Here is a 26559-nt window from a genome sequence, read left to right as displayed (position 1 = left end):
GCCAGACTATCGGCGCGCGGCGGTTCGGAGCGGTGCCCGGCCTTCACATCGTGTCGAGGATGCCCGTGAGCTGTTCGAACGTCGTCAGCGGGTTCACGATGGCGAAACGAGTGTTCGTGCGACCGGCGTGCGAGCTGGGCGTCACGAACGCGCGCTGCTCGCCGAGCAGCCGGGCCGACCATGCCTCGTGGTCGGCCGGCAGCCATCCGTCTCGTTCGAACACCACCACCGACAATTGCGGCCGGCGCACGAGACGGAGGTGCGGCCGGCGCTCGATCTCCTCGGCGATCTGCTGGGCGAGTTGGAGCGACGCACCAATTGCATCGCGGTAGGCGCCGGCGCCATAGGTGGCCAGTGAGAACCAGAGTGGAAGACCCCGGGCGCGACGGGTGAGGTGCGCCGCGTAGTCCGACGGGCTCCAATCGGACATCTGCGTGAGTGTGTCGAGATACTCGGCATGCTGTGTGTGCGCCTTGCGTCCGGCCTCCGGGTCGCGGTAGATCAGGGCGCAGGCGTCGAATGGAGCGAACAGCCACTTGTGCGGGTCGACGATCACCGAGTCGGCATGCTCGACTCCCGCGAACAGCGGCCGCGCCAGCGGGGATAGCATCGCCGCCAAACCGTAGGCGCCGTCAACGTGCAGCCAGAAATCGAACTCCCCCTTCAACGCGGCGATTGAAGCCACGTCATCGACGATGCCGAAGTTCGTCGAACCGGCGGTCGCGACGACCGCGAACACCGATCCCTCATACTCCTCCAACGCCGCCCGCACGGCCTCGCCGCCGAGGGAACCGGAGTCGCGCGGAGCAACGGGCACGACATCCACATCCATGACCTGGGCAGCGGATGCGATCGACGAGTGCGCCTCAGCACTGCAGACGACAGCCCAGCGGGTCGGCATCGCGGCCCCGATTTCCCGGCGTGCGCGCCGGGCGTGGTCGCGAGCGGCGACGAGGGCCGAGAGGTTTCCGAGGGTGCCACCCTGCACGAAGACTCCGCCGGCAGTCGCGGGGAGGCCGAATTCGTTCGCCAGCCACGACAGCGCCTGATTCTCTGCATAGACCGCGCCAGAGCCCTCCAACCAGGACCCGCCATAGACGGCACTGGCCGACACGACGAGGTCGAATGCGGTCGCTGCCTTCGTTGGAGCCGTTGGAATGAACGAGAGGTATTGCGGATGATCGGTGGTGATGCAGGCCGGCGCCAGCACATCCTCGAAAAGCGCGAGCGCCCGCTCGGCGCCGATGCCGCCCTCGGTGAGCGCTCCGGCGGCCAGCCGGTCGAGCGCGGCTTCGGACTCCGGCTTGTCGAGCGGGGTGTCACTGGACAGCATTCGGCGGCGCGAGTAGTCGAGCACCAAATCGATCAGCTGCGTGGTTTCCGTTGAGACGGAATGCATCCGGCCCGGGTTGCCAGCGGCCGCCGCGTTGCCCGGCGAGTTGTTGTTTTCTCGAGTCATCGGTCTGCACCCTTCATCAGCCCCATCCCCCTCCAGGCCGACTGTACTTCATTGGTACGTCGAGCGAGAGTGAGATCAATCAACCGGAGCAGATCAAAAAACCACCGCGCTGCAGGTACTCACCGAGCGCGGTGGTTTTCGATTCGCGGGATGCACAGCCGAGGTTTACACCTCCGTCAGGTCCTTACCCTTGGTTTCTTTCAGAGTGAACGCGATCACCGCAGTACTGACCAGCAGCAACAGAACCGCGTAGACCGAGAAGAGCACGCTGACGCCGATCGAGCTCAACCAGGCCTGCAGGTACGGGGCGGTACCGCCGAAGATCGCCACACAGAGCGCATACGGAATTGCAGTGCCGACGGTGCGGATGCGAGTCGGGAACAGCTCGGCGTACACCGCGGGAACAATTGACGCGCACGCGGCCAGGAAGAGCAGCATGACGCTCATCGAGGCGGCAAGCTGCCACGGCTGCTCGCGCAGGAGTGCCATCATCGGAAAGAACATCACGGCCGCGCCGAACGTGCCGATCATGAGCACGGGGCGACGCCCGATGCGGTCGGAAAGCATTCCCCAGAGCGGGAGGGCGATCAAGAAAACGACGTTACCGACGACGCTGGCCCAGAGTGCCTGGCCACGATCCATCCCGAATGCCGTCGACGCGTAGCCGGGGGCCGTGACACCCCAGACGTAGAACGAGACGGTGAAGCCGACGGTGAGGCCGATCACCTGAAGCGCCTGCTTCTTGTTTTTCAGCACCTGCGGCCAGATCGATTCCCTGCGCACGGCCAGCTCAATCTTGTTGAAAGCTTCAGTCGCATGCAGACGTGCGCGCATCACGAGCGCATACACGCCGAGGATGGCACCGAGGAAGAACGGCACCCGCCAGCCCCAGGCGAGCATGGCCTCTTCGCTGAGTGCCATATTGAGCACGGCGCCGAGCAATGTCGCGAACAGGATGCCGAGCATGCCGGAGAAGTAGATGAGGCTCGACCACAGACCGCGTTTTTCTTTCGGTGCAGACTCGGTCAGGTAGGTCTGCGCCGACGGCATCTCACCTCCGTGGGCGAGACCCTGAATGAGGCGTGCCCCGAGCAGCATGGCCGAGGCGAGAACTCCGACACTGTTGAACGTGGGAGTCACCGCGATGAGCAGGCCGCCGAACGAGGCGATACCGACAGCCAAGGTGAGCGCAAATTTGCGGCCACGCCGGTCGGCGATCCAGCCGAACAGCAGCCCGCCGAATGGGCGAGCGACGAAGCCCACGGCGAAGATCGCCAGGGCGGAGAGCATGGCGCTGACCTTGTCGTCGGAGTTGAAGAGCTGGGTCGCGAAGAACGGCGCGAACGTGGCGTAGGTCTGCCAGTCGTACCACTCGAGGGCGTTTCCAATTCCGGTGCCGACCAATGTCTTTCTGGTTTGCTTCTGACGTTGAACTGGTGACGGCGCAACGGCTGTGGTGCTAGTCATCTGGTTACTTTCTCTGAGTGGACGGAATGATCGTGCATGAGCACGAGGTCGATCGCTGAAGTGCGCGTCAAGCCGGTGGGAGGTTGGCCGGTGGGAGGTTGGCCGATGCGAGGTCGGCCGGTGCGCGGGTGAGAAGCTGCGCCAGCCGCCGATCGGCGATTTCGGCGAACAGCGTTGCGCCGTCGGCGAGCACGCTGTCGTCGAACGTGGCGAAAGGTGAGTGGTTGAACGCCGCAGTCCGGGGGTCGCCGCCGACGGGGATGGCTCCCAGGCCGATGAACGCGCCGGGCACCGCCTCGAGAATGCGGGAGAAGTCCTCGGATGCCGCCATCGGCTTCGCGAGACGGGAGTACCGTTCGGCGCCGAAAACGTCGGTCACGACGCCCGCGACGATCTCGGCTTCTGACGCGTCGTTGACCGTCGGCGGATACTCAGTGATGTACTCGACGGCGACGTCGAGCCCGTGGGCCGACGCGATTCCCTTGAGCAGTCGCGGAACCGCACTCTGCAGCGTGACCTGCGACGCGACGGAGAACGAGCGGATTGTCGCCTCGAAGTAGGCGGTGTCGGGAATGATGTTGCGTTTGGTGCCCGCCTGCAAGAGCCCCACCGTCACGACGACCGGGTCGAAGGCGTCGAACTGCCGCGCCACCATCACTTGGAGCGCCGTCACCATCTCGGCGACGGCGACGACCGGGTCCTTGGCCAGGTGAGGCGCGGATCCGTGGCCACCCTCACCATGCACCGTGACCTTCAGCCCGTCGGACGCCGCCATCATGATGCCGGGCTTCGTCGAGAACCGGGCATGAGGTTCGAGGGCGGAGAAGACGTGCATGCCGTAGGCGGCGTCGACGCGGCGACCGGAGACATCCAGAATGCCTTCGTCGATCATGATCGAGGCACCGTCGAATCCCTCCTCGCCGGGCTGGAACATGAACACCACATCGCCGTCGAGTCGGTCGCGGTGGGCGGAGAGCACTCGTGCGGCCCCGACCAGCATCGCGGTGTGCAGGTCGTGCCCGCAGGCGTGCATCACGCCATCGATGCGGGAGGAATAGGCCACGCCCGTTTGTTCCTGCACCGGAAGCGCATCCATGTCGGCGCGGAGCAACACCGTCGGTCGACTGCTCGGCTGGCGAGAGGCGGATGCCTGACTCGTGCCGCGCAGGACCGCTGCGATCGAACTGCATCCCGTGCCCAGTGTGATCTCCAGCGGAAGCCCCTCGAGCGCCGCGAGCACGCGCGCCTGGGTACGCGGCAGGTCGAGGCCGACCTCCGGGTAGCGGTGCAGTTCGTGACGCAGCATCACCAGGTCAGCTTCGATCGCGTGGGCGTCGAGAGTTGTTGACACCAGTTCCTCCTTGATTCTGGTCACTTGCAGGGTTCGCCAATTGTGTGGTGAAGTTGCGCACATGCCGAAAAATCTCTCGAAATCTGCATTCCAGATGCAAAATCGCAAGAAATGATGCAGACATCCGCAGATTTTGACGTGACCGAAGAAGATCTCGCTCTGATCCACGGCCTACAGATTGCGCCGCGTGCAAGCTGGAGCGACGCGGCTCGAGTGCTCGACAGCCACCCCACCACCCTGGCAGCCCGCTTCGGGCGACTTCGCGACGCAGGCTGTGCTTGGGTGACGACGCATCTCATCGGAACCCCTTCGCAACGCTGCCTCTCGTTCATCGATATCGAGTGCGAGCTGAGCCGGCGGGATGCGGTCATCGCCGCGGTCTGCGCGATTCCCGAGGTCGTTTCGGTCGATGTCTCAGCCCGCAACCGTGATCTCCTGCTGACCGTGCTCACCCCGTCGATGGCCGGGCTCAGCGACCAGATCTTTCCGCTGCTCTCCCGGATCGATGGCCTGACCCGCTATCAAACCTCGGTGTGCACCGCTCTGCACGTGAGCGGCGACGCCTGGCGGTTGAACGCACTCGACAAAACACAGATCTCGGGATTTCGTGCGCTCGCCCCGCTCACCACGGCGACGCCACCCGTCGAGCTTTCGCCACCCTCCTGGCCGATCACCGAGATCCTGGCTCGTGACGGACGCGCGACCGCCGCCGATATCGCGAGAGAAACTGGAATGCATCCGGCGACGGCCAGACGACAACTCGGGCGCATGCTGGCAAGCCGCGCCGTGTCGTTTCGCACCGAAATCGCTCAGCCGATTTCCGGGCTCCCCCTGACCTGCCAGTGGTTTGCCAAGGTTCCGGCCGGCCAGCACGAGCTGGCCGCCGAGGCGATCCGTTCGCTGCCGAACGTGCGTCTCTGCGCCTCCACGACCGGGCCCACGAACTTCATCATCGTGATGTGGCTCACCGGGATCGCCGATGTCATGCCAACCGAGAGGCTCATCGTCGAGAAGATTCCCGGCATCGAGCTCACCGAGAGCGCGATCGCCCTCAACATCGTCAAACGGGTGGGCTGGATGCTGCGCCCCGACGGAACTTCCACGGGCACCGTCGTCACACCGCGACCACCAACATCCGGGCTTGCATCGTATACGATCTAACAAACGGGCGAACGGTCAACAACGCATCGAAGAAAAACGCGACATGACGCTGACGCCCGAGTTCCCATCAACAAGGAAGTGGTGCTGAACGTGTTGGAACCCTCACGGATCGCCGAGATCGCCGACGAACTCTTCGAAGCCGACCGGTCTCGCACCACGGTGCCCCGGCTCACCGCCCGCAATCCCGAGATGACCGTCGAAGACGCCTACGCGGTCCAGAGCCTGTGGAAAGAACGCGGCATCGCGGCCGGTCGCCGGCTGGTCGGCCGCAAGATCGGCCTGACCTCAAAGGTGATGCAGGTCGCCACCGGGATCACCGAGCCCGACTACGGCGTCATCTTCGACGACATGATCTACGAAAACGGCGCGAGCATCCCGTTCGACTCCTTCTCGAATGTGCGCATCGAGGTCGAACTCGCCTTCGTGCTCGGCAAGCCGCTCGAGGGCCCGAACTGCACCCTGTTCGATGTTCTCGATGCGACCGACTACGTCATTCCGGCGCTCGAGATTCTCAGCTCCCGCCTCGAAATGCCCGGACGCACCATCGTCGACACGATCTCTGACAACGCCGCGATGGGCGGCATGGTGATGGGCGGCAACCCTGTCAAAGTCGGCGACGTCGACCTGCGCTGGGTCGGGGCGCTGCTCTACCGCAACCAGACCATCGAGGAATCGGGTGTCGCCGCCGCCGTGCTGAACCATCCGGCCGCCGGCGTCTACTGGCTCGCCAACAAGCTCGCCCAGCACGGTACGCGATTGGAGGCGGGCGAGATCATCCTGGCCGGCTCCTTCACGCGCCCGATGTGGGTCGAACGGGGCGACACCATTCACGCCGACTACGGACAGCTGGGAGCAATCACATGTCGTTTCGAGTAGACCCCACCTTCCGGGACACCCTGGCCGCATCCGACCGCCCCCAGATCGGGATGTGGGTCTGCTCCGGCAGCGCCCTCGTCGCCGAAATCTGTGCCGGCAGCGGCCTCGACTGGCTGCTCATCGACACCGAGCACAGCCCGAACGGTCTCGAGTCGACGCTCAGCCAGCTGCAGGCTGTCGCCGCCTACCCGATCGTTCCGTTGGTGCGGGTGCCGATCGGCGACCGGGTGATCGTCAAGCAGCTGCTCGACCTCGGGGCACAGAATCTGCTCATCCCCATGGTCGACGACGCCGAGCACGCCCGCGAGATGGTGGCCGCCGTGCGCTACCCGCCGCTCGGGGTGCGCGGGGTCGGCAGCGCCCTGGCCCGGGCGGCGCGCTGGAACCGAATCGACGGCTACCTCGCGAATGCCGACGACACCATTTCGTTGTTCGTACAGATTGAAACCGCCTTGGCCGTGCAGAACGTGGCGTCGATCGCGGCGGTCGACGGCGTCGACGGCTTGTTCATCGGACCGTCAGATCTCGCCGCATCCATGGGCCTGCTCGGTCAGCAGGATCACCCGGATGTCGTCGCCGCGGTCGAACACTGCATCCGCACAATCGTGGCGCTCGGCAAGCCGGTCGGGGTGAACGCATTCGCGCCGAAAACTGCCGAACGCTACTTGGCGGCGGGGGCGAACTTCGTGCTCGTCGGGGCGGATGTCGCGATTCTGGCGCGCTCCTCGGAGGCCCTCGCGCAGAGGTACATTCACGATCGTGCTGTCTCCGCGCCCGCGTCCGCGACCCCACCCGATCCGGCGCCGCGCGCGAGCTACTAGATCGCACAGTGCGCCTCGGAATGGGGGAGGCGCTGGATTGCTCGCTCCGAGAGGATGGGAGGCACGATGGCTGAGTCGCCTCTCGCCGTTGTCCCGACAAAGGAGAGCCTTCAATGCCGCATGCCCACCGTCATTTCCACGTGACCAAGGCAGGGCGTTTCCTGGCGCTCACCACCGCTGCCACCCTGTCACTCGGATTCCTGAGCACGGGTGCCGCCCTGGCCGCACCCGCACCAGGGCCGACAGTGTTGAACAGCACGACCACCACCGCCGTCGCGTCGACTCTGAACGTCAGAGCGCAGACCGGAGAATGGGCTCTTGCGCTGGGATCGATCGATCCCTCGCGCAATCGGCTCTATCTCGCCGTCGCGTCTGAGGTTCCGAAGGTCGCTCAGGTGGACCTGGCCACGGGAGCGGCCACCCTGATCCCCCTCGGCGCCGCCGGCGCCTACGCCGCAATCGACACTGCGGTTTCTCCGGTGGACGGCACCGTCTATGTGGCTCACAACAGCTACGACCCGGGCATCTCAGTGATTGACCCGTTGCAGATCGGCGCGGGAGCGCCGCTCCCCCCGGTGATCACCACCGGACTCGAGGACAACCCCCAGCAGCTCGATGTCGGAAATGACGGTCGCGTGTACGCCCTGCATCTCGGCCAGCGCACCGTGTCGGTGATTGGGGCCTCTGACGGCCCGGATCGCCTGAACGTCGTGCAGACGCTGACCGGCCTCGAAAGCAGAGAGGGAAACATGGCCATCGACAACGACCGTGACCGTCTCTATGTCGTGAGCCCGGTGTCCAAGACCCTCACCGTCATCGACACACACGCTGTGCCCGCGGTCGTGCTCGGCGTCATTACCCTTGCCGCCTCGCCGGTCGGGGTCGGGGTCAATTCCGCAACCGGTCAGGTTCTCATCACCAGCATCGTTGACAATTCCGTGTCGTGGCTCACCGTCGCCGACGACCAGAAATCAGCCATTGTCACGCGCACTGAACCACTCGCCCCGCTGCCAGTCGGAGCGAGTTCGGCGTCGCAGCCGGCATCGATCAGCGTGCGCGCTGACGGAACCACGTTCGTCGTCACGACGGTGTACCCCTCACGCATCCGCTCACAGGTCACGGTCATCCCGCCCGTCGTTTCGGCGGCCACCCCCATCCCGCTCGCCACCGTCGGCTTTGGAGCGAACGGCGGAGTCTTCGACCCGCGCGCGGGCGGCACACTCTATGTACCCAACGGGAGCCAGGGCACACTCTCCGAGATCAGCGATGTGACGTTGTCGACCTACGCCACCAGCACCAGCATCGGTTCGCCCGGAACGCTCCGGGCAACGGTCAGCCGGTCGGATGCGCGTGCGTTCACCGGCACCGTCAGCTTCACCGATTCGTCGGCTCAACCGCTCGGCACCGCACCGGTCGACGCGTCGGGCACCGCTGAACTGGCCGTGAGCAACCCGCCGCTCGGGTCGCTCGGCTTCACCGCGGCCGTCGCCACTCCCCAGGAGATCCCGCTCAGCGCGGCCGGCACACTCACCGTCTCGAAGGCCGCCTCGACGACCACCCTGACGACTTCGACCGTCGTCGAAGGGACATCCGCGTCCGCCACCATCGAAGTGACCGGCCTCACCGGGGTTGCCGCGACCGGCGGCTACACCGTGACAACAGCTGCGGGCGTCGTACTCGCCTCCGGCACCCTGACCGATGGTCGGGCAACGGCGAGCTTCACTGCTCCTCCGGCTGGCACGACGTCCGTCATCGCGCATTTCGCCGGTGACAGCACACTGCTCGCCTCCGACTCGGCTACAGTCGATCTTGTGGTGACCGCCCGAACCCCGGCCGTGACGGCACCCGCGACACAGGGCACCGTCGGCGGAAAGGCGAGCGTCTCAGTCTCCGGCTTCGCCCCGGGAGAGAGCGTCAGCGTCACGCTGCATTCCGACCCCATCTTCCTCGGCACGGTCAAGACCGACAGCGTCGGCTCCGGCACGCTCACGTTCGTGGTTCCGGTTGTGGCTCCAGGGCTGCACCACATCGTCGCGGTGGGCGAGACCTCAGGGCGCGTGACCACGTTGTCCTTCACCGTCGCTGCGACCGGGACGACTACCCCGGGCACAACGACCCCCGCAACCGGAACTGGCGGCACTGCGTTGGCGAGCACCGGCACAAACCCGGCCGCATCCCTCTGGCTCGTCGCCCTACTCGTGCTGCTCGGTGCCGGCGCCAGTGCCGTCGCCGGCACCCGGCGGGCGCGCCGGGTTCGCTAACCCCACGCTCGCGAGAGGTCGCAGACCCCCCTTGAACTCGATCGAGGGGGGCGGACTGCGACCTCTCGCGTGATTAACCCCTAGAATCGTCAGGTCTGACGGCTTTGGCCGTTGCGCCCGGAAAAGGGGCGCTGAGCGATCGGGAATCGCATCGCGAGACATATACGGAAGAACACCCGCTATATGACTCGTTAAGGATTCACCCATGACCACTGTGTCAACGCGCGTCGCCGACGCCATTTCCGCCCACGTCACCGACGTCTTCGGCGTGATGGGCAACGGAAACGCCCACTTCATCAACGCCCTCTTCACCGGCGCAGGGGTGACCGACGACACGACCCGTGTGCGCTACACCGCCGTGCGCCACGAGACCGCCGCCGTCGCCGCCGCCGACGCCTACTTTCGCGCCTCCGGCCGTGTCGCCGTCGCCACCGTCACCTACGGCGCCGGCTTCACCAACATGGCCACCTCCCTCGCCGAGTCGGTGCGCGCCGGAATCCCCCTCGTCGTCGTCGTCGGCGAGGCCCCGACCGCGGGACTTCGCCCCTGGGACATCGACCAGGTCGCCCTGGCCGCTTCCCTCGGCGCCGAGACCTTCACCGTCGGCGCCGACGATGCCGGCCGAACCACGCTCATTGCGCTCGAGCATGCCCTGAACAACCGCACCGCCGTCGTGCTCGCGATCCCCTACGACTTGGTCGCGGCGCCGGCCGGCGATGAGACGCTCCCCACCGAGCTCCGCCTCACGGCACCGCTCGCCCCCACCGCCACCGAGACGGATGCCGCCGCGGCCGTGCTCGCGCGGGCCCAGCGCCCCTTCATCTTGGCCGGCCGGGGTGCCTGGGTGTCCGGCGCGGCCGACGCGCTCGGCGCACTCGCCGACACCCTCGGCGCGGTGACCGGGTCGAGCGCGCTGGGCCGCGGAATCTTCCCGAAGCAACAATTCGACCTCGGGGTCACCGGCGGCTTCGGTCAAGACGAGGCGATGGCACTCGTGCGCACCGCCGACGTCGTGCTCGTTGTCGGCGCGAGCATGAACCAGTTCACGATGAGCTTCGGCTCCCTCTTCGCGCCCGGAACCACGGTCATCCGGATCGACGAGGATGCCGAGGCGACGCATCCGCAGGTCACCACCCTGATCGTCGGCGACGCCCGCCTCGCCGTCGAGGCGATCGTGGCCGACCTCGCCCGCATCGGCGCCCCCGCATCGGGCTGGCGCGAAGCGATCGACGGCTTCGCCGACGGCTCGCTGCACCGCCGCGATGCCGGCGATGAGAACTTGCCCGACGGCCTGCTCGACCCGCGCCGGGTCGCCACTCGTCTCGCCGAGCTCCTGCCCGACGACCGCGTCGTCGTCTCCGACGGCGGGCATTTCATCGGTTGGGCGAACACCTACTGGCCGGTCGCGGCCCCGAACCGGATGATGATGGTCGGCACCGCCTTCCAGACCATCGGCCTGGGCTTTCCGAGCGCCGTCGGCGCGACGACCGCCCTGCCAGACCCGACGCTCGTGATCACCACTGGCGATGGCGGCGGCCTGATGGCGCTGGCCGACCTCGACTCCGTCATCCGCTCGACGAGGCGCGGCGTGATCGTGGTCTGGAACGATGCCGCCTACGGCGCCGAGATCCACATGTACGGACGCATGGGGCTCGATACCCGCCCGATGATGATCGAGCAGGCCGACTTCGCCGCCCTCTCCCGCGCGCTCGGCGGTCACGGTGACGTGATCAACACCCTCGACGATCTGGATGCGTTCGAGCAGTGGTTGGCCACGGATGCCGACGGCGTCTATCTGCTCGATTGCCGCATCTCGGGCACGATCATGGCGCCGTATCAGCACGAGATCTACGCGTTCGCGACGGGCAAACACTAGAGCCCACCATTCCCCTCCGCCGAGCTTGACGGTTCCGGTCGAGAATCCCCGGCACATCGGGGTGTCTCGACCGCAAGTGTCAAACTCGGCGGGTTCTCGGCGGGGTTGAGCGGGTGAGCGCTAGACGACCCGCGCGGGCGGACTCACCGTCAGCGCCGGGTCGCGCACGACAACGGTGCCTAGCGCCGCATCGATCGCCGCCATCTGCTCCGCCGGGATACGCACGCCGCCGGCTGCGACATTCTCGATAATCTGCTCCGGCCGGGAGGCCCCCACCAACGCGGCAGACACATTGTCGTTCTGCAACACCCAGGCAATCGCGAGCTGCGACATCTTCAGCCCGAGGTCGTCGGCGATCGGTCGCAGCTTCTGCACCGCGGTCAGCACAGGTTCTTCCATCAGTCGCGAGATAAAGTTCTTACCGCCCTTGTCGTCCGTGGCGCGGCTTCCCTCCGGTGCCGGGTGACCGGGCAGGTATTTTCCGGAGAGCACGCCCTGGGCCATCGGCGACCAGACGATTTGGGCGATCCCGAGCTCCTTCGACACCGGCACGACCTCGGCCTCGATGACCCGCCACAATGCCGAGTATTGCGGCTGGTTCGACACGATTGAGAATCCGGACTGCTTGGCCAGAGCCTGACCGGCGCGCAGCTGCTCGGCGTTCCACTCCGAGACACCGATGTAGAGCGCCTTGCCGGAGCGCACGACATCCGCGAACGCTTGAATCGTCTCCTCCAGCGGGGTCTCGTAGTCGAAGCGGTGCGCCTGATAGAGATCGACGTAGTCCATCTGCAGCCGTCGCAGGGAGCCGTTGATGCCCTCCATGATGTGCTTGCGTGAGAGGCCGGTGTCGTTCGGCCCCTTCGGCCCAACAGGCCAGTACACCTTGGTGAAGATCTCGAGAGATTCCCGGCGCTGCCCGGCGAGCGCCGCCCCGAGCACGTCCTCCGCCGCGCCATTGGCATACGTGTCGGCGGTGTCGAAGGTGGTGATTCCGACGTCGAGCGCTGCCCGGACGCAGGTGCTGGCGACATCGCTTTCCACCTGGGAGCCATGGGTGATCCAGTTGCCGTAGGTGATTTCAGAGATTTTGAGGCCCGAAGCGCCCAAGAAGCGATAGTCCATGGGCTCAGCCTACGAATTCGATCGCTGACGGCCTAGTTATTTCGCTGGTTCTCGATCACCATCCTTGGCAACCACCTCCAGATCGTATATCATTTGTGATACCACGATCGACGAGGACGTAATGAGCAACGAGACCTTCACTACACCGGGCAAGATCATCGCCGTGCACCTGAACTATCGCTCGCGTGCCGAACAGCGCGGCCGCATTCCCGCCCAGCCGTCGTACTTTCTGAAGCCGAGTTCCTCGATTTCCGCCACCGGCGACGTTCTCGAGCGGCCGGCCGGCACCGAACTTCTCGCCTACGAGGGTGAGATCGCCCTCATCATCGGCGAGCGCACCCGCCGCGTCTCCCCCGCCGAAGGATGGTCACGCGTCTCCGGTGTGACGGCAGCCAACGACTTCGGCCTCTACGACCTGCGTGCCGCCGACAAGGGGTCGAACGTGCGCTCCAAAGGCGGCGACGGCTTCACCCCGATCGGCCCCGGCGTCATTCCCGCCATCGACATCGACCCGGCCGCCCTCCGCGTGCGCACCTGGGTCAACGGCGCGCTCGTGCAAGAAGACACCACCGACACCCTCCTCTTTCCGTTCGGCCAGCTCGTCGCCGACCTCTCCCAGCTGATGACGCTCGAGCCCGGCGATATGATCCTCACCGGCACCCCGGCCGGATCCTCGGTCGCCCGCCCCGGCGACGTCGTCGAAGTCGAAGTGGATGCGCCGACCGCGCCGGGTGCGCCGACCAGCGGCCGTCTGGTCACCACAATCACCGCGGGCACCGAACCGTTCGGCGATTTCGGCACCAAGCCGAGCGTCGACGACCTGCAGCGCACCGAAGCCTGGGGCAGCGCGGAAGCCGCCGGTCTCCTTCCCGCCGTGTCGAGCATCGCCGAACCGCAGAAATCCGCAGCGTCCTTCGAGCTCACACCCGAACTGCGGGAGCGCATCCTGAGCGTCGGCGTCGCAACACTCAGCGTGCAGATGCGCCGCCGCGGCTACAACGACATTTCGATTGAGGGCGTCGCCGCCAACAAGCCCGGCGCGAAGATGGTCGGACGCGCCCGCACGCTGCGCTTCGTGCCGTTCCGCCCCGACCTCTTCGAATCGCACGGCGGCGGCTTCAACGCTCAGAAACGCGCCTTCGATTCGGTGAATGCCGGCGAGGTGCTGGTGGTCGAGGCCCGCGGCGTGCGTGAAACGGGCACAGTCGGTGACGTGCTCGCGCTGCGCGCCCAAGTGCGCGGCGCCGCCGGAATCGTCACAGATGGCGGCGTGCGCGACTTCGATATCGTCGCGTCCCTCGATATCCCCACCTTCTCTCAGGGCCCGCACCCCTCGGTGCTCGGCCGCCGTCACGTGCCGTGGGACACCGACGTCACGATCGCCTGCGGCGGCGCGGCAGTGCAGCCCGGTGATGTGATCGTCGGCGACGGAGACGGTGTCATCGTGATTCCTCCTGCGCTTGTCGAAGAAGTCGTCGACGCGGCGATCGTGCAGGAGCGTGAAGAGACTTTTGTGGCCGAGATGGTCGCGGCCGGTGAGCCGGTCGACGGTTTGTTCCCGATGAACGCGGCCTGGAAGAAGCGTTACCTCGAATGGCCGGGTGTCTGATGCCTTCCCTCAGCAAGGCCCAGTTGGCTCACCAGTGGATCAGCGAGCGCATCAACGACGGCCGTTTCGTGCCCGGCTTTCGCCTGGTGCTCGGTCAGATTGCCAAGGAACTCGACGTCAGCGTCGTGCCGGTGCGCGAAGCGATTCGTTTGCTTGAAGCCGAAGGACTCGTGACCTTTGAGCGCAATGTCGGCGCGCAGGTGGCGATGATCCAGGAGACCGAATACCTGCACACCATGCAGACCCTGAGCATCGTCGAGGGCGCGGCGACGGCGCTGTCGGCGCCAACCCTCACCGCCGATCACTTCGCCCGGGCGCGCGCCATCAACGCACAGATGATCGCCTGTCTCGACGACTTCGACCCGCACCGGTTCACCCAGCTGAATCTCGAATTTCACTCCGTGTTGTTCGAGGAATGCCCGAACCCGCACATTCTCGACCTGGTGCACCGCGGCTGGAACCGGATGAACGTGCTGCGCGACTCCACCTTCAGCTTTGTGCCGGGCCGGTCCCGCGCATCGGTGCAGGAACACGAAAACCTGCTGCGACTGATCGAAGGCGGGGCGCCCGCACTGGAGATCGAACTCGCGGCACGAGCTCACCGCACGGCGACGCTCGACGCGATGTTGGCGTACCAGGCCGAGCACAAACATCCGTCTGCTGCTCAGCCGGCCGAGGCTCCCGTGCCGACCAGCAACGCTGCAGCGACCGCCTACTGATTCACCCCTGCCCCCAATCTGCCTGATCCAATGGAGGAAAGACACAGATGAACCACTACATTCCCGACGGGCTGCCGTCGTCGATTCAGCATTTCATCGGCGGCGCGTTCGTCGAAAGCGTCTCGGGCAAGACCTTCGACGTGCTCGACCCGGTGTCGAACCAGACCTATGCGACGGCCGCGGCCGGCCAGCAGGAGGACATCGACCTCGCCGTCGCCGCCGCGAAGGACGCCTTCGACAACGGCCCGTGGCCGCGCATGAAGCCGCGTCAGCGTTCGCGCATCCTCAACAAGATCGCGGATGCGATTGAAGCGCAGGATGCCCGCCTCGCCGAACTCGAATGTTTCGACACCGGCCTGCCGATCACGCAGGCTCTCGGCCAGGCGCAGCGCGCGGCCGAGAACTTCCGCTTCTTTGCCGACCTGATCGTGGCTCAGGCGGACGACACCTACAAGGTTCCGGGCCTCCAGGTGAACTACGTCAACCGCAAGCCGGTCGGCGTCGCCGGGCTGATCACGCCGTGGAACACCCCGTTCATGCTCGAGAGCTGGAAGCTGGCCCCTGCCCTCGCCTCCGGTTGCACCGTCGTACTCAAGCCGGCCGAGTTCACCCCGCTGTCCGCCAGCCTCTGGGCCGAGATCTTCCGCTCCGCCGGCCTGCCCGACGGCGTCTTCAACCTCGTGAACGGCATCGGCGAAGAGGCCGGCGACGCGCTGGTCAAGCACCCCGATGTGCCACTGATCTCCTTCACCGGTGAGACGACCACCGGCCAAACCATCTACCGCAACTGCGCGGCGAACCTCAAGGGCATGTCGATGGAACTCGGCGGCAAGTCCCCCGCCATCGTCTTCGCCGACGCCGACCTCGAGGCCGCCATCGACTCGACCCTGTTCGGCGTTTTCTCGCTCAACGGCGAGCGCTGCACCGCCGGCAGCCGCATCCTCGTCGAACGCAGCATCTACGACGACTTCTGCGCCCGCTACGCCGCACGCGCTCAGAACATCGTGGTCGGCGACCCGCACGACCCGCAGACCGAGGTCGGCGCGCTCGTGCACCCGGAGCACTACGCCAAGGTGATGAGCTACGTCGAGATCGGCAAGGGCGAAGGCCGCCTGCTCGCCGGTGGCGGTCGTCCCGAGGGCCTGCCGGAGGGCAACTATGTTGCACCGACCGTGTTCGCGGATGTCGCCCCGAGTGCCCGCATCTTTCAGGAGGAGATCTTCGGACCGGTCGTGTCGATCACCCCGTTCGACACGGACGAGGAAGCGCTGGCTCTCGCCAATGGCGTGAAGTACGGCCTCGCCGCCTACATCTGGACGAGCAACCTGCAGCGCGCCCACACCTTCGCCCAGTCGATTGAGGCCGGAATGGTCTGGCTGAACTCGCACAATGTGCGCGACCTCCGCACCCCGTTCGGCGGCGTCAAGGCCTCGGGCCTCGGCCACGAGGGCGGCTACCGCTCGATCGACTTCTACACCGACCAGCAGGCCGTGCACATCACGCTCGGCGCCGTGCACACCGCCCGCTTCGGCGCCCACTAGCCCTTCGGTGGTCGAGCCTGTCGAGACCCGGTCACGAGATCTCGACAAGCTCGATCAACGCAACCCCGGTGGTCGAGCCTGTCGACACCCGGTCACGAGATCTCGACAGCTCGATCAACGGCAAATACTCAACGAGGAGACATCATGAGCACCACAGCACCCATCCCCACCCCCTCCATCGCGCCCCCGGACATCCTGCGCTGCGCCTACATGGAGATCGTCGTCACCGACCTCGCCGCCTCGCGTGAGTTCTACGTCGACATCCTCGGCCTCGTCGTCACCGAAGAAGACGAGAACTCCATCTACCTGCGCTCCTTCGAGGAGTTCATCCACCACAACCTGGTGCTGCGCCAGGGCCCGGTCGCCGCCGTCGCCGCGTTCAGCTACCGGGTGCGCACGCCCGAAGACGTCGACATCGCCGAGGCCTACTTTCGCGAGCTCGGCTGTCGAGTCGAGCGTCGCTCCGAGGGTTTCGTCAACGGAATCGGCGACTCGGTGCGCGTCGAAGACCCGCTGGGCTTTCCCTACGAGTTCTTCTACCAGGTCGACCATGTCGAGCGGATGTCCTGGCACTACGAGCTGATGGGCGCCGGCGCTCTGGTACGTCTCGACCACTTCAACCAGGTCACCCCCGATGTGCCGCGTGCGCGTGCCTACATGGAAGATCTCGGGTTTCGGGTGACCGAGGACATCAAGGATGAAGACGGCGTCACCTACGCCGCCTGGATGCGCCGCAAGGACACCGTGCACGACACCGCCCTCACCGGTGGCGACGGTCCGCGGATGCACCACATTGCGTTCTCGACGCACGAGAAGCACAACATCCTCTACATCTGCGACAAGCTCGGCGCCCTGCGCAAATCCGATGTGATTGAACGCGGCCCCGGACGCCACGGCGTCTCGAACGCGTTCTACCTCTACATCACCGACCCCGACGGCCACCGGGTTGAGATCTACACGCAGGACTACTACACCGGCGACCCCGACAACCCCGTCGTCACCTGGGATGTGCACGACAACCAGCGCCGCGACTGGTGGGGCAACGCTGTCGTGCCGAGCTGGTACACCGAGGCCTCGCTTGTGCTCGATCTCGACGGCAACCCACAGCCGATCGTGGCGCGCACCGACGCGAGCGAGATGGCCGTCACGGTCGGCGCCGACGGCTTCTCGTACACCCGCGAGGGTGACGTGGAGAAGGGTTTCAAACTCGGCAACACGCTTTAACGATGTATCGGGGTGCCCCGCGCATTTCAGCGGGGCACCCCGAAGCTTGGTTGACTCACGGCCGGTCGACTCCTCTCATCAGTCGAGGAGCGTACGTTCGCCGATCTTGCTCGTGCTTCCCGCCGGCATCAATTCATCGCGCGTGCGCCGGCACAATGCGTCGAGCCGGTCGGGGTCGACGAGCTCGCGCCCCGTCCCCTTGGCCGGAAACCCGGCGACCGGGCTGCCGTAGCCGATGACGACAGCGGCGTGGGCGGTTCGTCCTCGCTCATCGACGACCAACATGTCCACGGTGTCCTTGTGGCGCTGTGTGGTCAATGCATTCGCGTAAAGCAGCAGCGCCTCACCCAGATCGCTTCCCGTCAGGATCGATCCGCTGGTGTGGAAGATGTGCATCATTCCCGGTCTCCTTCGCTGTTGAAGAGAAGGGGGCGTGCGCCCGATCGGGCGCCGCCAGAGCCGCCGCTAGCTCAGTGACAAAGTGGCGTGGACGCGCTGCGGCAATGACCGCGATTCCACGTCAGTAGCTGAGGTCTTCAACCATCGCTCGATCGGCATCGTCGAACTCCCACGCCCGATACTTCGAGTCGTCGTTGTGGTGTGCCGGTCGTTCGTCGCGCGCCACCGTCTCGACGTCGTCCGGAACATCCGGATCGGCATCGGTGACAGCCGGATTGCTGTCAAGAAGAAAAAGTTTCATCGCCAGACTCCCGATTCCTCGCGATTTGAATAGTTACAATCGGGCCGGGGTCTGGGGCTTCTCTTAAATATAGAACGGCATCAAATCTGACGCTACCGGTTGATACAGTCGGCCTGTTTTAGCCGGCTCATGCAACCCGTACTCATGCAACCGGTGGTCTCATGCAACCGGTGGTCTCATGCAACCGGCACAGGTAACGCCGGTTAGAGCTCCAACGTGCGTGCGACGATACCGGCGGCGACATCGCCGAGTGCCAACTGGTGAGCGCGCGCATAGCTGCGGATCAGGTCGAATGAGTCTTCCATCGTCGCGTTCCGTGTGTGGGCCACCACACCCTTGGCTTGCTCGATCAAGACCCGGCTGTTGAGGGCGCGTTGAAGCTGTTCCCTCGCGATGTCGTTCTCCCGAATCGCGCGTTCTTGCAGGATGCTGATCGTCGCAACATCGGCGAGTGCCTGTGCGATATCTACGTCGCCCCGATCGAGCACCCGGGGCTGCTCCCAGAATAGGTTGAGCGAGCCGATCGTCGTGTCACGCAGTCGCAGAGGAACGGCTTGAAGCGAGACGAATCCTTGCTCCAACGCAGCGGAGCGGAACTGCGGCCAGCGCGGGCCCACCTGGTCGATGTCGGGCACCGCGATCGGCTTGCCAGTCGTGACGCATTCGAAGCAGGGTCCGCCGCCGACACGCAGCTGCATCAACTCGACAAGAAGGCTGCGTTCGTTGGTCGACGCCACGACCTCCAGCTCGCCGTCGGCATCTGCCAGGAGGATGCCAGCGGCCGAGGCGTCAAGAATTTCCGCGGAACTCTCGACCAGCGTGTGCAACATGTCGACCATGTCGTATCCGGCCACAAGGGTATCCGCCAAGGCGACAAATGTCTCGACGAGCTGAATCTCTCTGGTCTTCAACGCCATACCCTTTATTCTAAAACTCGGCATTCGGAGACGAAAGGTCAAGTCGACGTTCGACAATTGCATTCGCCGTTTCACGTACTGATCTGCCGTGCGCAAAGGCATGTGCCCGGATGATGACGTGGGCGTCGGCAGCGCTCACGTTCAATTGCGCGAGAACCATGCCCGTTGCTTGATGCTCAACCCGACGGGAGTACTCCTTCTCGCCCGGCACAAACTGTGCTTCCAATTCGTGCGAAGCCATCGCCCGTTTGAGCAGCTGCACCGCCGCGAGATCGGCCAGGGCTATTGCGTCATTGACCTGCGCCGAGGTGAGCTCGCCGGGAGATTCGGCGTACAGCTCGACCGCCCCGATTTCGAGCGATCCGACGGCAAGCGGAAACGCGTACAGCGCACCGACCGCATCCGCAGAAAGAGCCGCAAGGAGCATCGGCCAGGTCGATCGGCCGGGTTTGGTCAGGTCCGAGGCAAACACGGGTGTTCGCCCGGTAAAGGCGTCCCAGCTCGGGCCTTCGCCGAGGTCGATCTGTAATTCGTCGACCCGCGCGGCTTGCGGGTTTGTCGCACACACCGTCTCGATGCCGAACGGTGCCCCGAGCATCGAAATTGCGGCGCCCTCGATGGGCAAGACCGACAGGAAGGGGCGGCACAGACTGGTACGACGTTCGAAGGCGTTCGAGAGCTCACCAGTGGCCACAGCCATCGCATTGCGCTCAGACATGACGCGTCCCCCCGTCAAACTGAAGATACCAAACAGCCACGTTACCCCCGCGGTCGATATGAAGGATCTGAATCCGACAGCGCACCGTAGGTGCGGCTCGCCGACATGATTTCAGAGTACAGCGTGGGCAGGGGTGCACGAGATTTCCGACGAGGCCGGCCGAGAGGATACTTGAGGGATGTACCGTGAGCTGCCGTCCCACGTTCCCGGAGCGACGCTCTGGTGCACGGATTCGACGGAGTTCGCCGGCTCAACTCGAATCGTTCCCGACGGCTCCATCGACATCATCTGGCTCGGCGATCGACTGATCGTCGCCGGTGCAGACACTCACGCCCAGCTCGCCCAGGCCGTGCCGAGACGCCCCACGGCGGGCATCCGCTTCGCACCGGGATTCGCCCCGGCTCTCCTTCACACGGCCGCGCACGAACTCACCGATCAGCGCATCCCTCTCGACGCAATCTGGGCCTCTCGACTGGTCGACCCGATGACCGAGTGTTTGCAATCCAGCCGGACAACGGATGCCGACACGCTCGCCTACACCCTCGACCAACTGATCGTCACCCGCCTCGACGCTCTCGACCTCGGCCGCGCCCATCGCAGCCGGGGGCTGTTTCAGTTGGCCGACGCCGGCTTGCCTGCCGGTCTCATCGCCGATCGGCTCGGTGTCTCCTCGCGCCAGCTTCACCGACGCGCCGTCGATGATTTCGGCTACGGGGTGCGTACACTCCAGCGCATCCTCCGTTTTCAGCGCGCCCTCGGAATGCTCGAGCGGGGTCTCCCCCTCGCCGACGTGGCTGCCCTCGGCGGCTTTGCCGACCAGTCGCATCTGACACGGGAGGTGCGAGCCTTGGCCGGGGTCACCCCCGGTCAGCTGGCCAGCGAGTCGGGCAGTGCTGCAAACAGGTCGGCTGAGTTGCCGTCGGGGTCGAGAAGCGTCGCGTAGCGCTGCCCCCAGAAGGCATCCCACGGTTCAACATGCGCGGTAAACCCGGCGCCCACCATGTCGGCGAAGGCAGCATCGACCCCGGCCGGCGACTCGCAGTCGAACGCCAACGCCACGCGGTGGCTCCCGCTCGGTGCGCTCCACGCGGAATCGAAGGTTCTGATCGTGTCGATGGTGTCCCAGCCCAGGCGGAAGCCGCCGGGCAGAGTCGCTTCAACGTGCGGCTCGGCATCCGAGTCCGGGGGAATTGGCACCCCGAGGCGCCGATAGAAATCGAGGGAACGCGCCATGTCGGCCACGACAAGGCCGATGAAACTGAAGTGAATGCTCATATCGACAGACTACAAAGCGAGCTTCACCCCGTCTTGAATGATTCGGACATCGGGCGAGTCCGAGGCGCAGTCGGCCAATCAGGAGTGCCCGGCCCACTCGTCGTCGCCGTCCTCGGCATCGTCGGCCGGCGAGTCAGTAGCCGGCGATTCAGTAGTTGGCACCGCCGCATCCGGCATTTCCGCGGCCGGCTCCTGAGTAGCCGGCTCCTCGGCAGCCGGCTCCTCGACGATCGCTTCAGATCGCGCGAGCACCGCGCCGGCGTGCGCGAGCTCGGCCAAGGCCGCTTCGCTCGCCGTCGCCGCGACTCCCGCGATCAGGTCGGTGAACACCCGCACGTGCTGGCCGTGATCAAGCGCGTCGAGCGCCGAGGCCCGCACACAGTGGTCGGTCGCGAGGCCGACGATGTCGACATCCGTCACACCGCGCGCGGTCAACAGCGCGCCGACGCTCTCGCCTGCCTCTGTCGTGCCTTCGAAGATGGAGTACGCCGCCTTGCCCTGCCCCTTGCGAATGTGAAAGGTGACCGCGTCGGTCACCAGGGCCGGGTGGTACTCGGCGCCGGGGGTGCCGGCTACACAGTGCACCGGCCAGGTGGTCACGAAATCGGGCGCGGCATCCCGGGCGAAATGACCACCGTTGTCGTTGTCGATGTCATGCCAGTCACGGGAGGCGAAGACGCTGTCGTAGTAGAGCGGATGCTGCGCCAAGAGTTCGCTCACCCCGGCGGCGACCTGGGTGCCTCCGTCGACGCCGAGGGCACCGCCCTCGGTGAAATCATTCTGAACGTCAATGATGAACAGTGCTCTGGCCACGGTTCGCTCCTCTTCACTCGTTCCCGACTCAAGCTTCTCTGATTCAAACACTCAATTGTTCGACAGGTTGTCTCCGCAGTTGAAGAATCCGGCGGTGATCGTGTCGATGGCTTGTTTGGCGCTGTCATCGACGTCGCCGAGGGCGTAGACAGCGAAGGTGAGCGGGGTGCCGTCTGCCGCGTGAATCACACCCGACAGGGTGTAACCGGTGTCGATCCAACCGGTCTTGGCGAAGACGGCGCCGTCGGCCACCGAGTTGTCGCCGGAGAACCTGTCGCTGTAGCTGAGCGACCCACTCTCACCGGCGATCGGGAGGCCGTCGAAGATCACGCCGAGGTTGCCCTCGCGGGCGTTGATCTTGATGAACAGCTGGGTGAGGTACGACGGCGGTACCGCGTTGTTGTCGCTGAGTCCCGAACCGTCGGCAATGACGATGCCGGTGGTGTCGATGCCATACGGTTTCAGCCCGGCGACCGTTGAGGTGCCCATCGCCGCGAAGGTGTTTCCGGCGCCCGACTCAACGGCGACGAGGCGTCCGAGCATCTCGGCGATCGCGTTGTCCGAGACGATCAGTGATTGCTGGATGAGGGTGGAGACCGGTGCGGACTGCACGGTCCCGAGCACCGCGGCTCCGGCCGGGGCCGTTCCCCTGGTGATGTTGACGGAGCCGGGAAGCAGCTCGGCGAAGGCCTCACCAGCGCGGCCGACGGGGTCTTCGCTGCGCTCCGACGTGCTCCGGTAGGGATTGTCGCGGTCACCGTCGACCTGCAGGGCGGTGATTTCAGGCATGTAGCCGTCGGTGAGTTCCTTGCGGTTCCAGCTGGGTTCCCAGCCCGGGTCGCCGAAGAACGACGAGTCGAGAACGAGGGATGTGATCGGGGTGCCGGCGGTGGCCGGGTTCGCCTTCCAGGCTGCGATTGCCTGGTCGGCCAGGCTGTCGAGGTGGGCGGCGCCCGGGTAGGTCGATTCGTCTCCGGTGCTGGTGCGGGACAGCGTGAGGTCGCCGCCACCGACGAGAACGATGGAGCCGGGCTCGCTGCCGGCCACGACCGTGGTGGTGGCCCGGTAGTCGGGGCCGAGCACGGTGAGCGCCGCGGCCGAGGTGAGGACCTTGAGCACGCTCGCGGTGCGCGACGGGGTGCTGCCGCCGCGGTCGAAGAGGATTTCGCCCGTGTTCGCGTTGACGACCTGCCCTTGGAAGCTGCCGAGTCGGGGGTCGGTGGCGAGGCTGGCGACGCTGCAGGTGCGCAGTCGGCTGGCCACAGCTTCACCGGCGGGAACCGCCCGCGGCGGAACGGTTGGCGTGGCAGTCGGGGTGGACGTCGGAGGGGTCACGGCGGCCGTCGACGCCGACGGCGATCCGGTTGACGCTCCGGCCATGACCGCGCCCGTGCCCAGAAGCGCGAACACGGTGACCCCGGCGACGACGCTGGAGGCCACACGGTGGCGGCTGAGAAAACCGAGGAATCCCAAACGCTGCGGCTGGGTTGTCGACGCGGATGCGGCATCCGTCGTGTCGGCAGGGCTCGCGTCGGCGGGTGTCGCGTCGGCAGGCGTCGCGGAGTCGGGGCGGCCGGTCAGCTCGGGGTCAGGTTCTTGCACCCCCATATTTTAGCCATCGCGGGGTGGGAGACCCCTCCGAGCGGCTGTCGCGAAAACCGCAACGGTCACCGTGTGCCGCACAATCTGTGCGGCGCACGGTGACCAATGCGCAGTCTTTGCGGTCTAGCTGACCGCGACGAGCTCGGCGCGGGCCGGGCGCAAGCCCGGCGCCGCGCGGCCCTCCCCCGTGCGGCTATTCGCCCGGGTAGCGCAGACCGATCTGCTCCCGCACGGCGTCGAGGGTCTGCATGATCGCAACCGACTCCTCGGCCGGCATGATGGCGCTCGTGAGCGCTCCGGCGCGAATCAACTGCTCGGCTTCGGCAGCCTGATAGTGCATCCCCCGACCGTTGACCTCGGCGCTGAACGACTCGAGCACGACACCGTTGTTGTCGATCACCCGGAACGTCGTCGGCGAGTACCAGACCCGGTCGATGTCGATTCTGGCCGTGGTGCCGAGGATCGTCGCCGCGTTCGGCCCGCGAGTGTCGCTGGCCGAGAGGGTCGAGGCGATCCGGCCACCGGGGTAGCGGAAGATCGTCGCCACCTGAGCATCCGCGCCGGTCTCTTTGAAGGTGGCGGAGGCGAGGATGCTCTCCGGCTGGCCGAACAGAGCGTGAGCGAACGACAGGGGGTAGATGCCGAGGTCGAGCAGTGCTCCACCGCCGAGCGCCATCGAATTGATGCGGTTCTCGGGGTCTTCGGAAAGCCTCTGGGTGTGGTCGGCGATCAGGGTGCGCACCTCGCCGAGCGTTCCCGCCTCGAGAATCTCGCGGATGCGCACCATATGCGGCAGAAACCGGGTCCACATTGCCTCGAGCACGAGAAGTCCCTTGCTCGCGGCCAGATCGACGATCTGGCGCGCCTCAACGGCGTTCAGAGCGATCGGCTTCTCGATCAGCACGTGCTTGCCGGCGTTCAGGGCCAGTGTCGCATTCGCGGCGTGGAACGGATGCGGCGTGGAGATGTAGACGATGTCGACATTCGGGTCGGCGACCAGGGCTTCATAGCTCGCGTGGGCCGTCGGAATGCCGAACTCTGCGGCGAAGGCATCGGCGCCGGCTTGCGAGCGGGAGCCGACTGCGGCTATCTGAAACCCGTTGAGCACGAGGTCGTGGGCAAATTCGTGGGCGATGCCACCGGTGGCCAGGATTCCCCAGCGAAGCGCGTCAGTCATGCCGCGAGCCTAGCGCGCCGCGGGATGCTCGTTAAACGAAAACTGGTCACCAGCCGGCGAGGGCTGATGACCAGTTGTCGGGCCGCCTATCAGAATCGAACTGATGACCTATTCATTACGAGTGAATCGCTCTACCGACTGAGCTAAGGCGGCTTGATCCACACGCTCCTCCGAAGAAGAACGCGGTGACACAAGAAGATAGCTTACCCGATGCAGCGAGGAGTCACGTACACGTCAGCACATCGCGTCGGTGCACCACGTCACCACCTCGCGTCGGTGCATCGCGTCAGCTCACCGTCAGCGCATCAACACTTCGGATCGGCGGCGGGCACCGTCCCGTTGATCAGATAGTCGTCGACCGTGTCATTCACACAGGCATTGGACTTGTTGTAGGCGGTGTGGCCTTCACCTTCATAGGTGACGAGGTGTCCGCTTTCGAGCTGCTTGGCGAGGCTCACTGCCCAGGAATATGGCGTCGCCGGGTCGTTCGTGGTGCCGACGACGAGAATCGGGGCAGCGCCGGGCGCATGGATCTCGCCGCGCTCCACGGTGGTCTTGTAGGGCCAGTTTGCACAGCTGATGTCACCGAAGCTCATGAACGGGCCGATCACCGGGGCTGCTGCTGCGAGCTCGGCGGCCTGGGCGCGCATCGCGGCAGGATCGTCGTTGTAGCTGTAATCGAGACAGTTGATCGCGGTGAACGCTTCGGTGGAGTTGTCGGAGTAGGTGCCGTCTTCCAACCGTCCGTTGTAGGCATCCGCGAGCTTGAACGCCGTGTCGGCGTCGCCGTGCATCACGCTGGTGAACATGTCGCTGAGCACCGGCCAGGCGCCGGCCTGGTAGAGCGGGAAGATGATGGCGGTGAACAGGGTGCTCGAGCCGAGCTGGCGACCGTCGGAGGCCGTGATCGGGCTCGCATCGACCGATTCGAGCAGGGCATGGATGGTGCCCATCGCGTCGTCGACGGTGCCGTCGAACGGGCAGTCCTCTCCGGCGAGGCAATCCTTCAGATAGGCACGCAGCGCACTCTCGAAACCCTGCGCCTGTGTGCGCGTGACATCGAAGTTACTGGCCGACGGGTCGAGTGCGCCATCGAGCACCATACGCCCGACCTTGTCGGGGTAGAGGCCGGCGTAAACCGCGCCCAGGTAGGTGCCGTACGAGTAGCCGAGGTAGTGAAGCTGCGTGTCACCGAGCACGGCCCGCAGCAGGTCCAGGTCGTGTGCGGCACTGACCGTGTCGACCTCCCCGAGCAGGGCACCCGTGTTTGCCTGGCAGGCCGCGCCGAAATCAGCGGCGATCTTCTCCTGCTCAGCAATCCAGGCATCCGTGCCGCGCGGTGCGTCGACAAGACCGAAGAGGTACTCATCCATCTCAGCCGGGCCGTAGCACTTCACCGCTGTCGACCGGCCGACGCCGCGTGGGTCGAAGCCGACGATGTCGAAGTTTTTCTGCAGACGCTTGTCGACGGCGTAGTCGAGGGAGTCCTTGACGAAGTCATAGCCCGAGCCGCCTGGGCCGCCCGGGTTCACCAGCAGCGAGCCAATCCGGGAGCTGTCGGTCGACGGCTGGCGGACCAGGGCGAGGTCGACGCTTCCGACGCTCGGGTCGGACCAATCGAGCGGCGCCTTCGCCGTCGAACATTGCAGGCCCGAGCCGCAATTCGACCAGGTGAGCGTCTGGCTGTAGAACGGCGCGAGGGCTGGGTCGACCTTCTCCGAGACCGGAACAGAGGTGCTCGGCGCCGGATCAGGCAGAAACAGCGACACGCAGCCGCTCAGCCCGATGGTGAGAGCCAGGGTGGCGGCCACCGCCGCAAACGCACGAGTTCGTTTCATTGCAAGGTTCCTTTTCGTGGCGCCCTCTG

22 protein-coding genes, 1 tRNA gene and 1 pseudogene are annotated in these 26559 nt (G+C 65.7%); 10 read left to right on the top strand and 14 right to left on the bottom strand.

Going from position 1 to position 26559, the window contains the following annotated elements:
• Nucleotides 1–43 precede the first annotated feature (43 nt).
• The 3 genes from AC1DCF_RS13505 to AC1DCF_RS13495 all read right to left on the bottom strand — a co-directional run bounded on the left by AC1DCF_RS13505 (nt 44) and on the right by AC1DCF_RS13495 (nt 4277).
• Nucleotides 44–1459, bottom strand: a complete 1416-nt coding sequence (locus tag AC1DCF_RS13505; protein ID WP_477211449.1) for a pyridoxal phosphate-dependent decarboxylase family protein — start codon at nt 1457–1459, stop codon at nt 44–46.
• A gap of 165 nt (nt 1460–1624) precedes the next feature.
• Nucleotides 1625–2926 (bottom strand): MFS transporter, encoded by a 1302-nt coding sequence (locus AC1DCF_RS13500; RefSeq protein ID WP_477211448.1) that lies wholly within the window; start codon nt 2924–2926, stop codon nt 1625–1627.
• Between the two features lie 67 nt (nt 2927–2993).
• A complete protein-coding gene (locus AC1DCF_RS13495; protein WP_477211447.1) occupies nt 2994–4277 on the bottom strand; it encodes a M20 metallopeptidase family protein in 1284 nt (427 codons plus the stop codon).
• 111 nt (nt 4278–4388) lie between these two features.
• On the opposite strand from AC1DCF_RS13495, the gene AC1DCF_RS13490 reads away from it, so the two are divergent.
• From AC1DCF_RS13490 to AC1DCF_RS13470, 5 genes are all read left to right on the top strand, one after another.
• On the top strand, nt 4389–5438 hold the full coding sequence (locus AC1DCF_RS13490) for an Lrp/AsnC family transcriptional regulator (RefSeq protein ID WP_477211446.1): 1050 nt from the start codon (nt 4389–4391) through the stop codon (nt 5436–5438).
• Between the two features lie 90 nt (nt 5439–5528).
• Nucleotides 5529–6314: a 2-oxo-hept-4-ene-1,7-dioate hydratase gene (hpaH, locus tag AC1DCF_RS13485; RefSeq protein WP_441790154.1), complete on the top strand. Its 786-nt coding sequence runs from the start codon at nt 5529–5531 to the stop codon at nt 6312–6314.
• Entirely contained in the window at nt 6299–7135 is an 837-nt protein-coding gene (locus AC1DCF_RS13480; RefSeq protein ID WP_477211445.1) for an HpcH/HpaI aldolase family protein, read from the top strand. The genes hpaH and AC1DCF_RS13480 overlap by 16 nt, the downstream gene beginning before the upstream one ends.
• A gap of 113 nt (nt 7136–7248) precedes the next feature.
• The gene (locus AC1DCF_RS13475; protein ID WP_477211444.1) at nt 7249–9396 is read left to right on the top strand and encodes a hypothetical protein; all 2148 of its coding nucleotides are present in this window, start codon (nt 7249–7251) and stop codon (nt 9394–9396) included.
• A gap of 205 nt (nt 9397–9601) precedes the next feature.
• Nucleotides 9602–11272, top strand: a complete 1671-nt coding sequence (locus AC1DCF_RS13470; protein WP_477211443.1) for a thiamine pyrophosphate-binding protein — start codon at nt 9602–9604, stop codon at nt 11270–11272.
• A 120-nt stretch (nt 11273–11392) separates the two neighbouring features.
• Here AC1DCF_RS13470 and AC1DCF_RS13465 read toward each other — a convergent pair whose 3' ends face one another.
• On the bottom strand, nt 11393–12397 hold the full coding sequence (locus AC1DCF_RS13465) for an aldo/keto reductase family protein (RefSeq protein ID WP_477211442.1): 1005 nt from the start codon (nt 12395–12397) through the stop codon (nt 11393–11395).
• 121 nt (nt 12398–12518) lie between these two features.
• On the opposite strand from AC1DCF_RS13465, the gene AC1DCF_RS13460 reads away from it, so the two are divergent.
• The 4 genes from AC1DCF_RS13460 to hpaD all read left to right on the top strand — a co-directional run bounded on the left by AC1DCF_RS13460 (nt 12519) and on the right by hpaD (nt 17490).
• On the top strand, nt 12519–14006 hold the full coding sequence (locus tag AC1DCF_RS13460) for a fumarylacetoacetate hydrolase family protein (RefSeq protein ID WP_477211441.1): 1488 nt from the start codon (nt 12519–12521) through the stop codon (nt 14004–14006).
• Nucleotides 14006–14725, top strand: a complete 720-nt coding sequence (locus AC1DCF_RS13455) for a GntR family transcriptional regulator (RefSeq protein ID WP_477211440.1) — start codon at nt 14006–14008, stop codon at nt 14723–14725. The genes AC1DCF_RS13460 and AC1DCF_RS13455 overlap by 1 nt, the downstream gene beginning before the upstream one ends.
• A 47-nt stretch (nt 14726–14772) precedes the next feature.
• Nucleotides 14773–16266 (top strand): 5-carboxymethyl-2-hydroxymuconate semialdehyde dehydrogenase, encoded by a 1494-nt coding sequence (gene hpaE / locus AC1DCF_RS13450; RefSeq protein WP_477211439.1) that lies wholly within the window; start codon nt 14773–14775, stop codon nt 16264–16266.
• A 144-nt stretch (nt 16267–16410) separates the two neighbouring features.
• Complete coding sequence (gene hpaD / locus AC1DCF_RS13445; protein WP_477211438.1) at nt 16411–17490, top strand: 3,4-dihydroxyphenylacetate 2,3-dioxygenase; 1080 nt, start codon at nt 16411–16413, stop codon at nt 17488–17490.
• Nucleotides 17491–17568: 78 nt separating this feature from the next.
• Here the strand turns inward: hpaD and AC1DCF_RS13440 are convergent, their stop codons facing one another.
• From AC1DCF_RS13440 to AC1DCF_RS13425, 4 genes are all read right to left on the bottom strand, one after another.
• On the bottom strand, nt 17569–17889 hold the full coding sequence (locus AC1DCF_RS13440) for a hypothetical protein (protein WP_441790163.1): 321 nt from the start codon (nt 17887–17889) through the stop codon (nt 17569–17571).
• Between the two features lie 121 nt (nt 17890–18010).
• Nucleotides 18011–18190: a hypothetical protein gene (locus tag AC1DCF_RS13435; protein ID WP_477211437.1), complete on the bottom strand. Its 180-nt coding sequence runs from the start codon at nt 18188–18190 to the stop codon at nt 18011–18013.
• Between the two features lie 203 nt (nt 18191–18393).
• Complete coding sequence (locus AC1DCF_RS13430; RefSeq protein WP_441790165.1) at nt 18394–19107, bottom strand: GAF domain-containing protein; 714 nt, start codon at nt 19105–19107, stop codon at nt 18394–18396.
• A 10-nt stretch (nt 19108–19117) separates the two neighbouring features.
• Nucleotides 19118–19825 (bottom strand): GAF and ANTAR domain-containing protein, encoded by a 708-nt coding sequence (locus AC1DCF_RS13425; RefSeq protein WP_477211436.1) that lies wholly within the window; start codon nt 19823–19825, stop codon nt 19118–19120.
• 178 nt (nt 19826–20003) lie between these two features.
• Here AC1DCF_RS13425 and AC1DCF_RS13420 point away from each other — a divergent pair, with 178 nt between their 5' ends.
• Nucleotides 20004–20768, top strand: a complete 765-nt coding sequence (locus AC1DCF_RS13420) for a helix-turn-helix transcriptional regulator (protein WP_477211435.1) — start codon at nt 20004–20006, stop codon at nt 20766–20768.
• Here the strand turns inward: AC1DCF_RS13420 and AC1DCF_RS13415 are convergent.
• From AC1DCF_RS13415 to AC1DCF_RS13390, 6 genes and pseudogenes are all read right to left on the bottom strand, one after another.
• The gene (locus tag AC1DCF_RS13415; protein WP_477211434.1) at nt 20693–21100 is read right to left on the bottom strand and encodes a VOC family protein; all 408 of its coding nucleotides are present in this window, start codon (nt 21098–21100) and stop codon (nt 20693–20695) included. The genes AC1DCF_RS13420 and AC1DCF_RS13415 overlap by 76 nt on opposite strands.
• 237 nt (nt 21101–21337) lie before the next feature.
• Nucleotides 21338–21913: pseudogene (locus tag AC1DCF_RS13410) on the bottom strand (isochorismatase family protein); the annotation flags it as partial.
• A 51-nt stretch (nt 21914–21964) separates the two neighbouring features.
• Nucleotides 21965–23521: a D-alanyl-D-alanine carboxypeptidase/D-alanyl-D-alanine endopeptidase gene (gene dacB, locus AC1DCF_RS13405; protein ID WP_477211433.1), complete on the bottom strand. Its 1557-nt coding sequence runs from the start codon at nt 23519–23521 to the stop codon at nt 21965–21967.
• 187 nt (nt 23522–23708) lie between these two features.
• Nucleotides 23709–24692, bottom strand: coding sequence for a Gfo/Idh/MocA family protein (locus AC1DCF_RS13400; protein WP_477211432.1), 984 nt, complete (start codon nt 24690–24692; stop codon nt 23709–23711).
• 80 nt (nt 24693–24772) lie between these two features.
• Nucleotides 24773–24845: transfer RNA gene (locus tag AC1DCF_RS13395), tRNA-Thr, on the bottom strand.
• 152 nt (nt 24846–24997) lie between these two features.
• Nucleotides 24998–26530: an alpha/beta hydrolase gene (locus AC1DCF_RS13390; RefSeq protein WP_477211431.1), complete on the bottom strand. Its 1533-nt coding sequence runs from the start codon at nt 26528–26530 to the stop codon at nt 24998–25000.
• Nucleotides 26531–26559: the final 29 nt, after the last annotated feature.

Source organism: Leifsonia sp. 10L418 (assembly GCF_056395445.1).
This window is presented reverse-complemented; position numbering and strand designations above follow the sequence as displayed.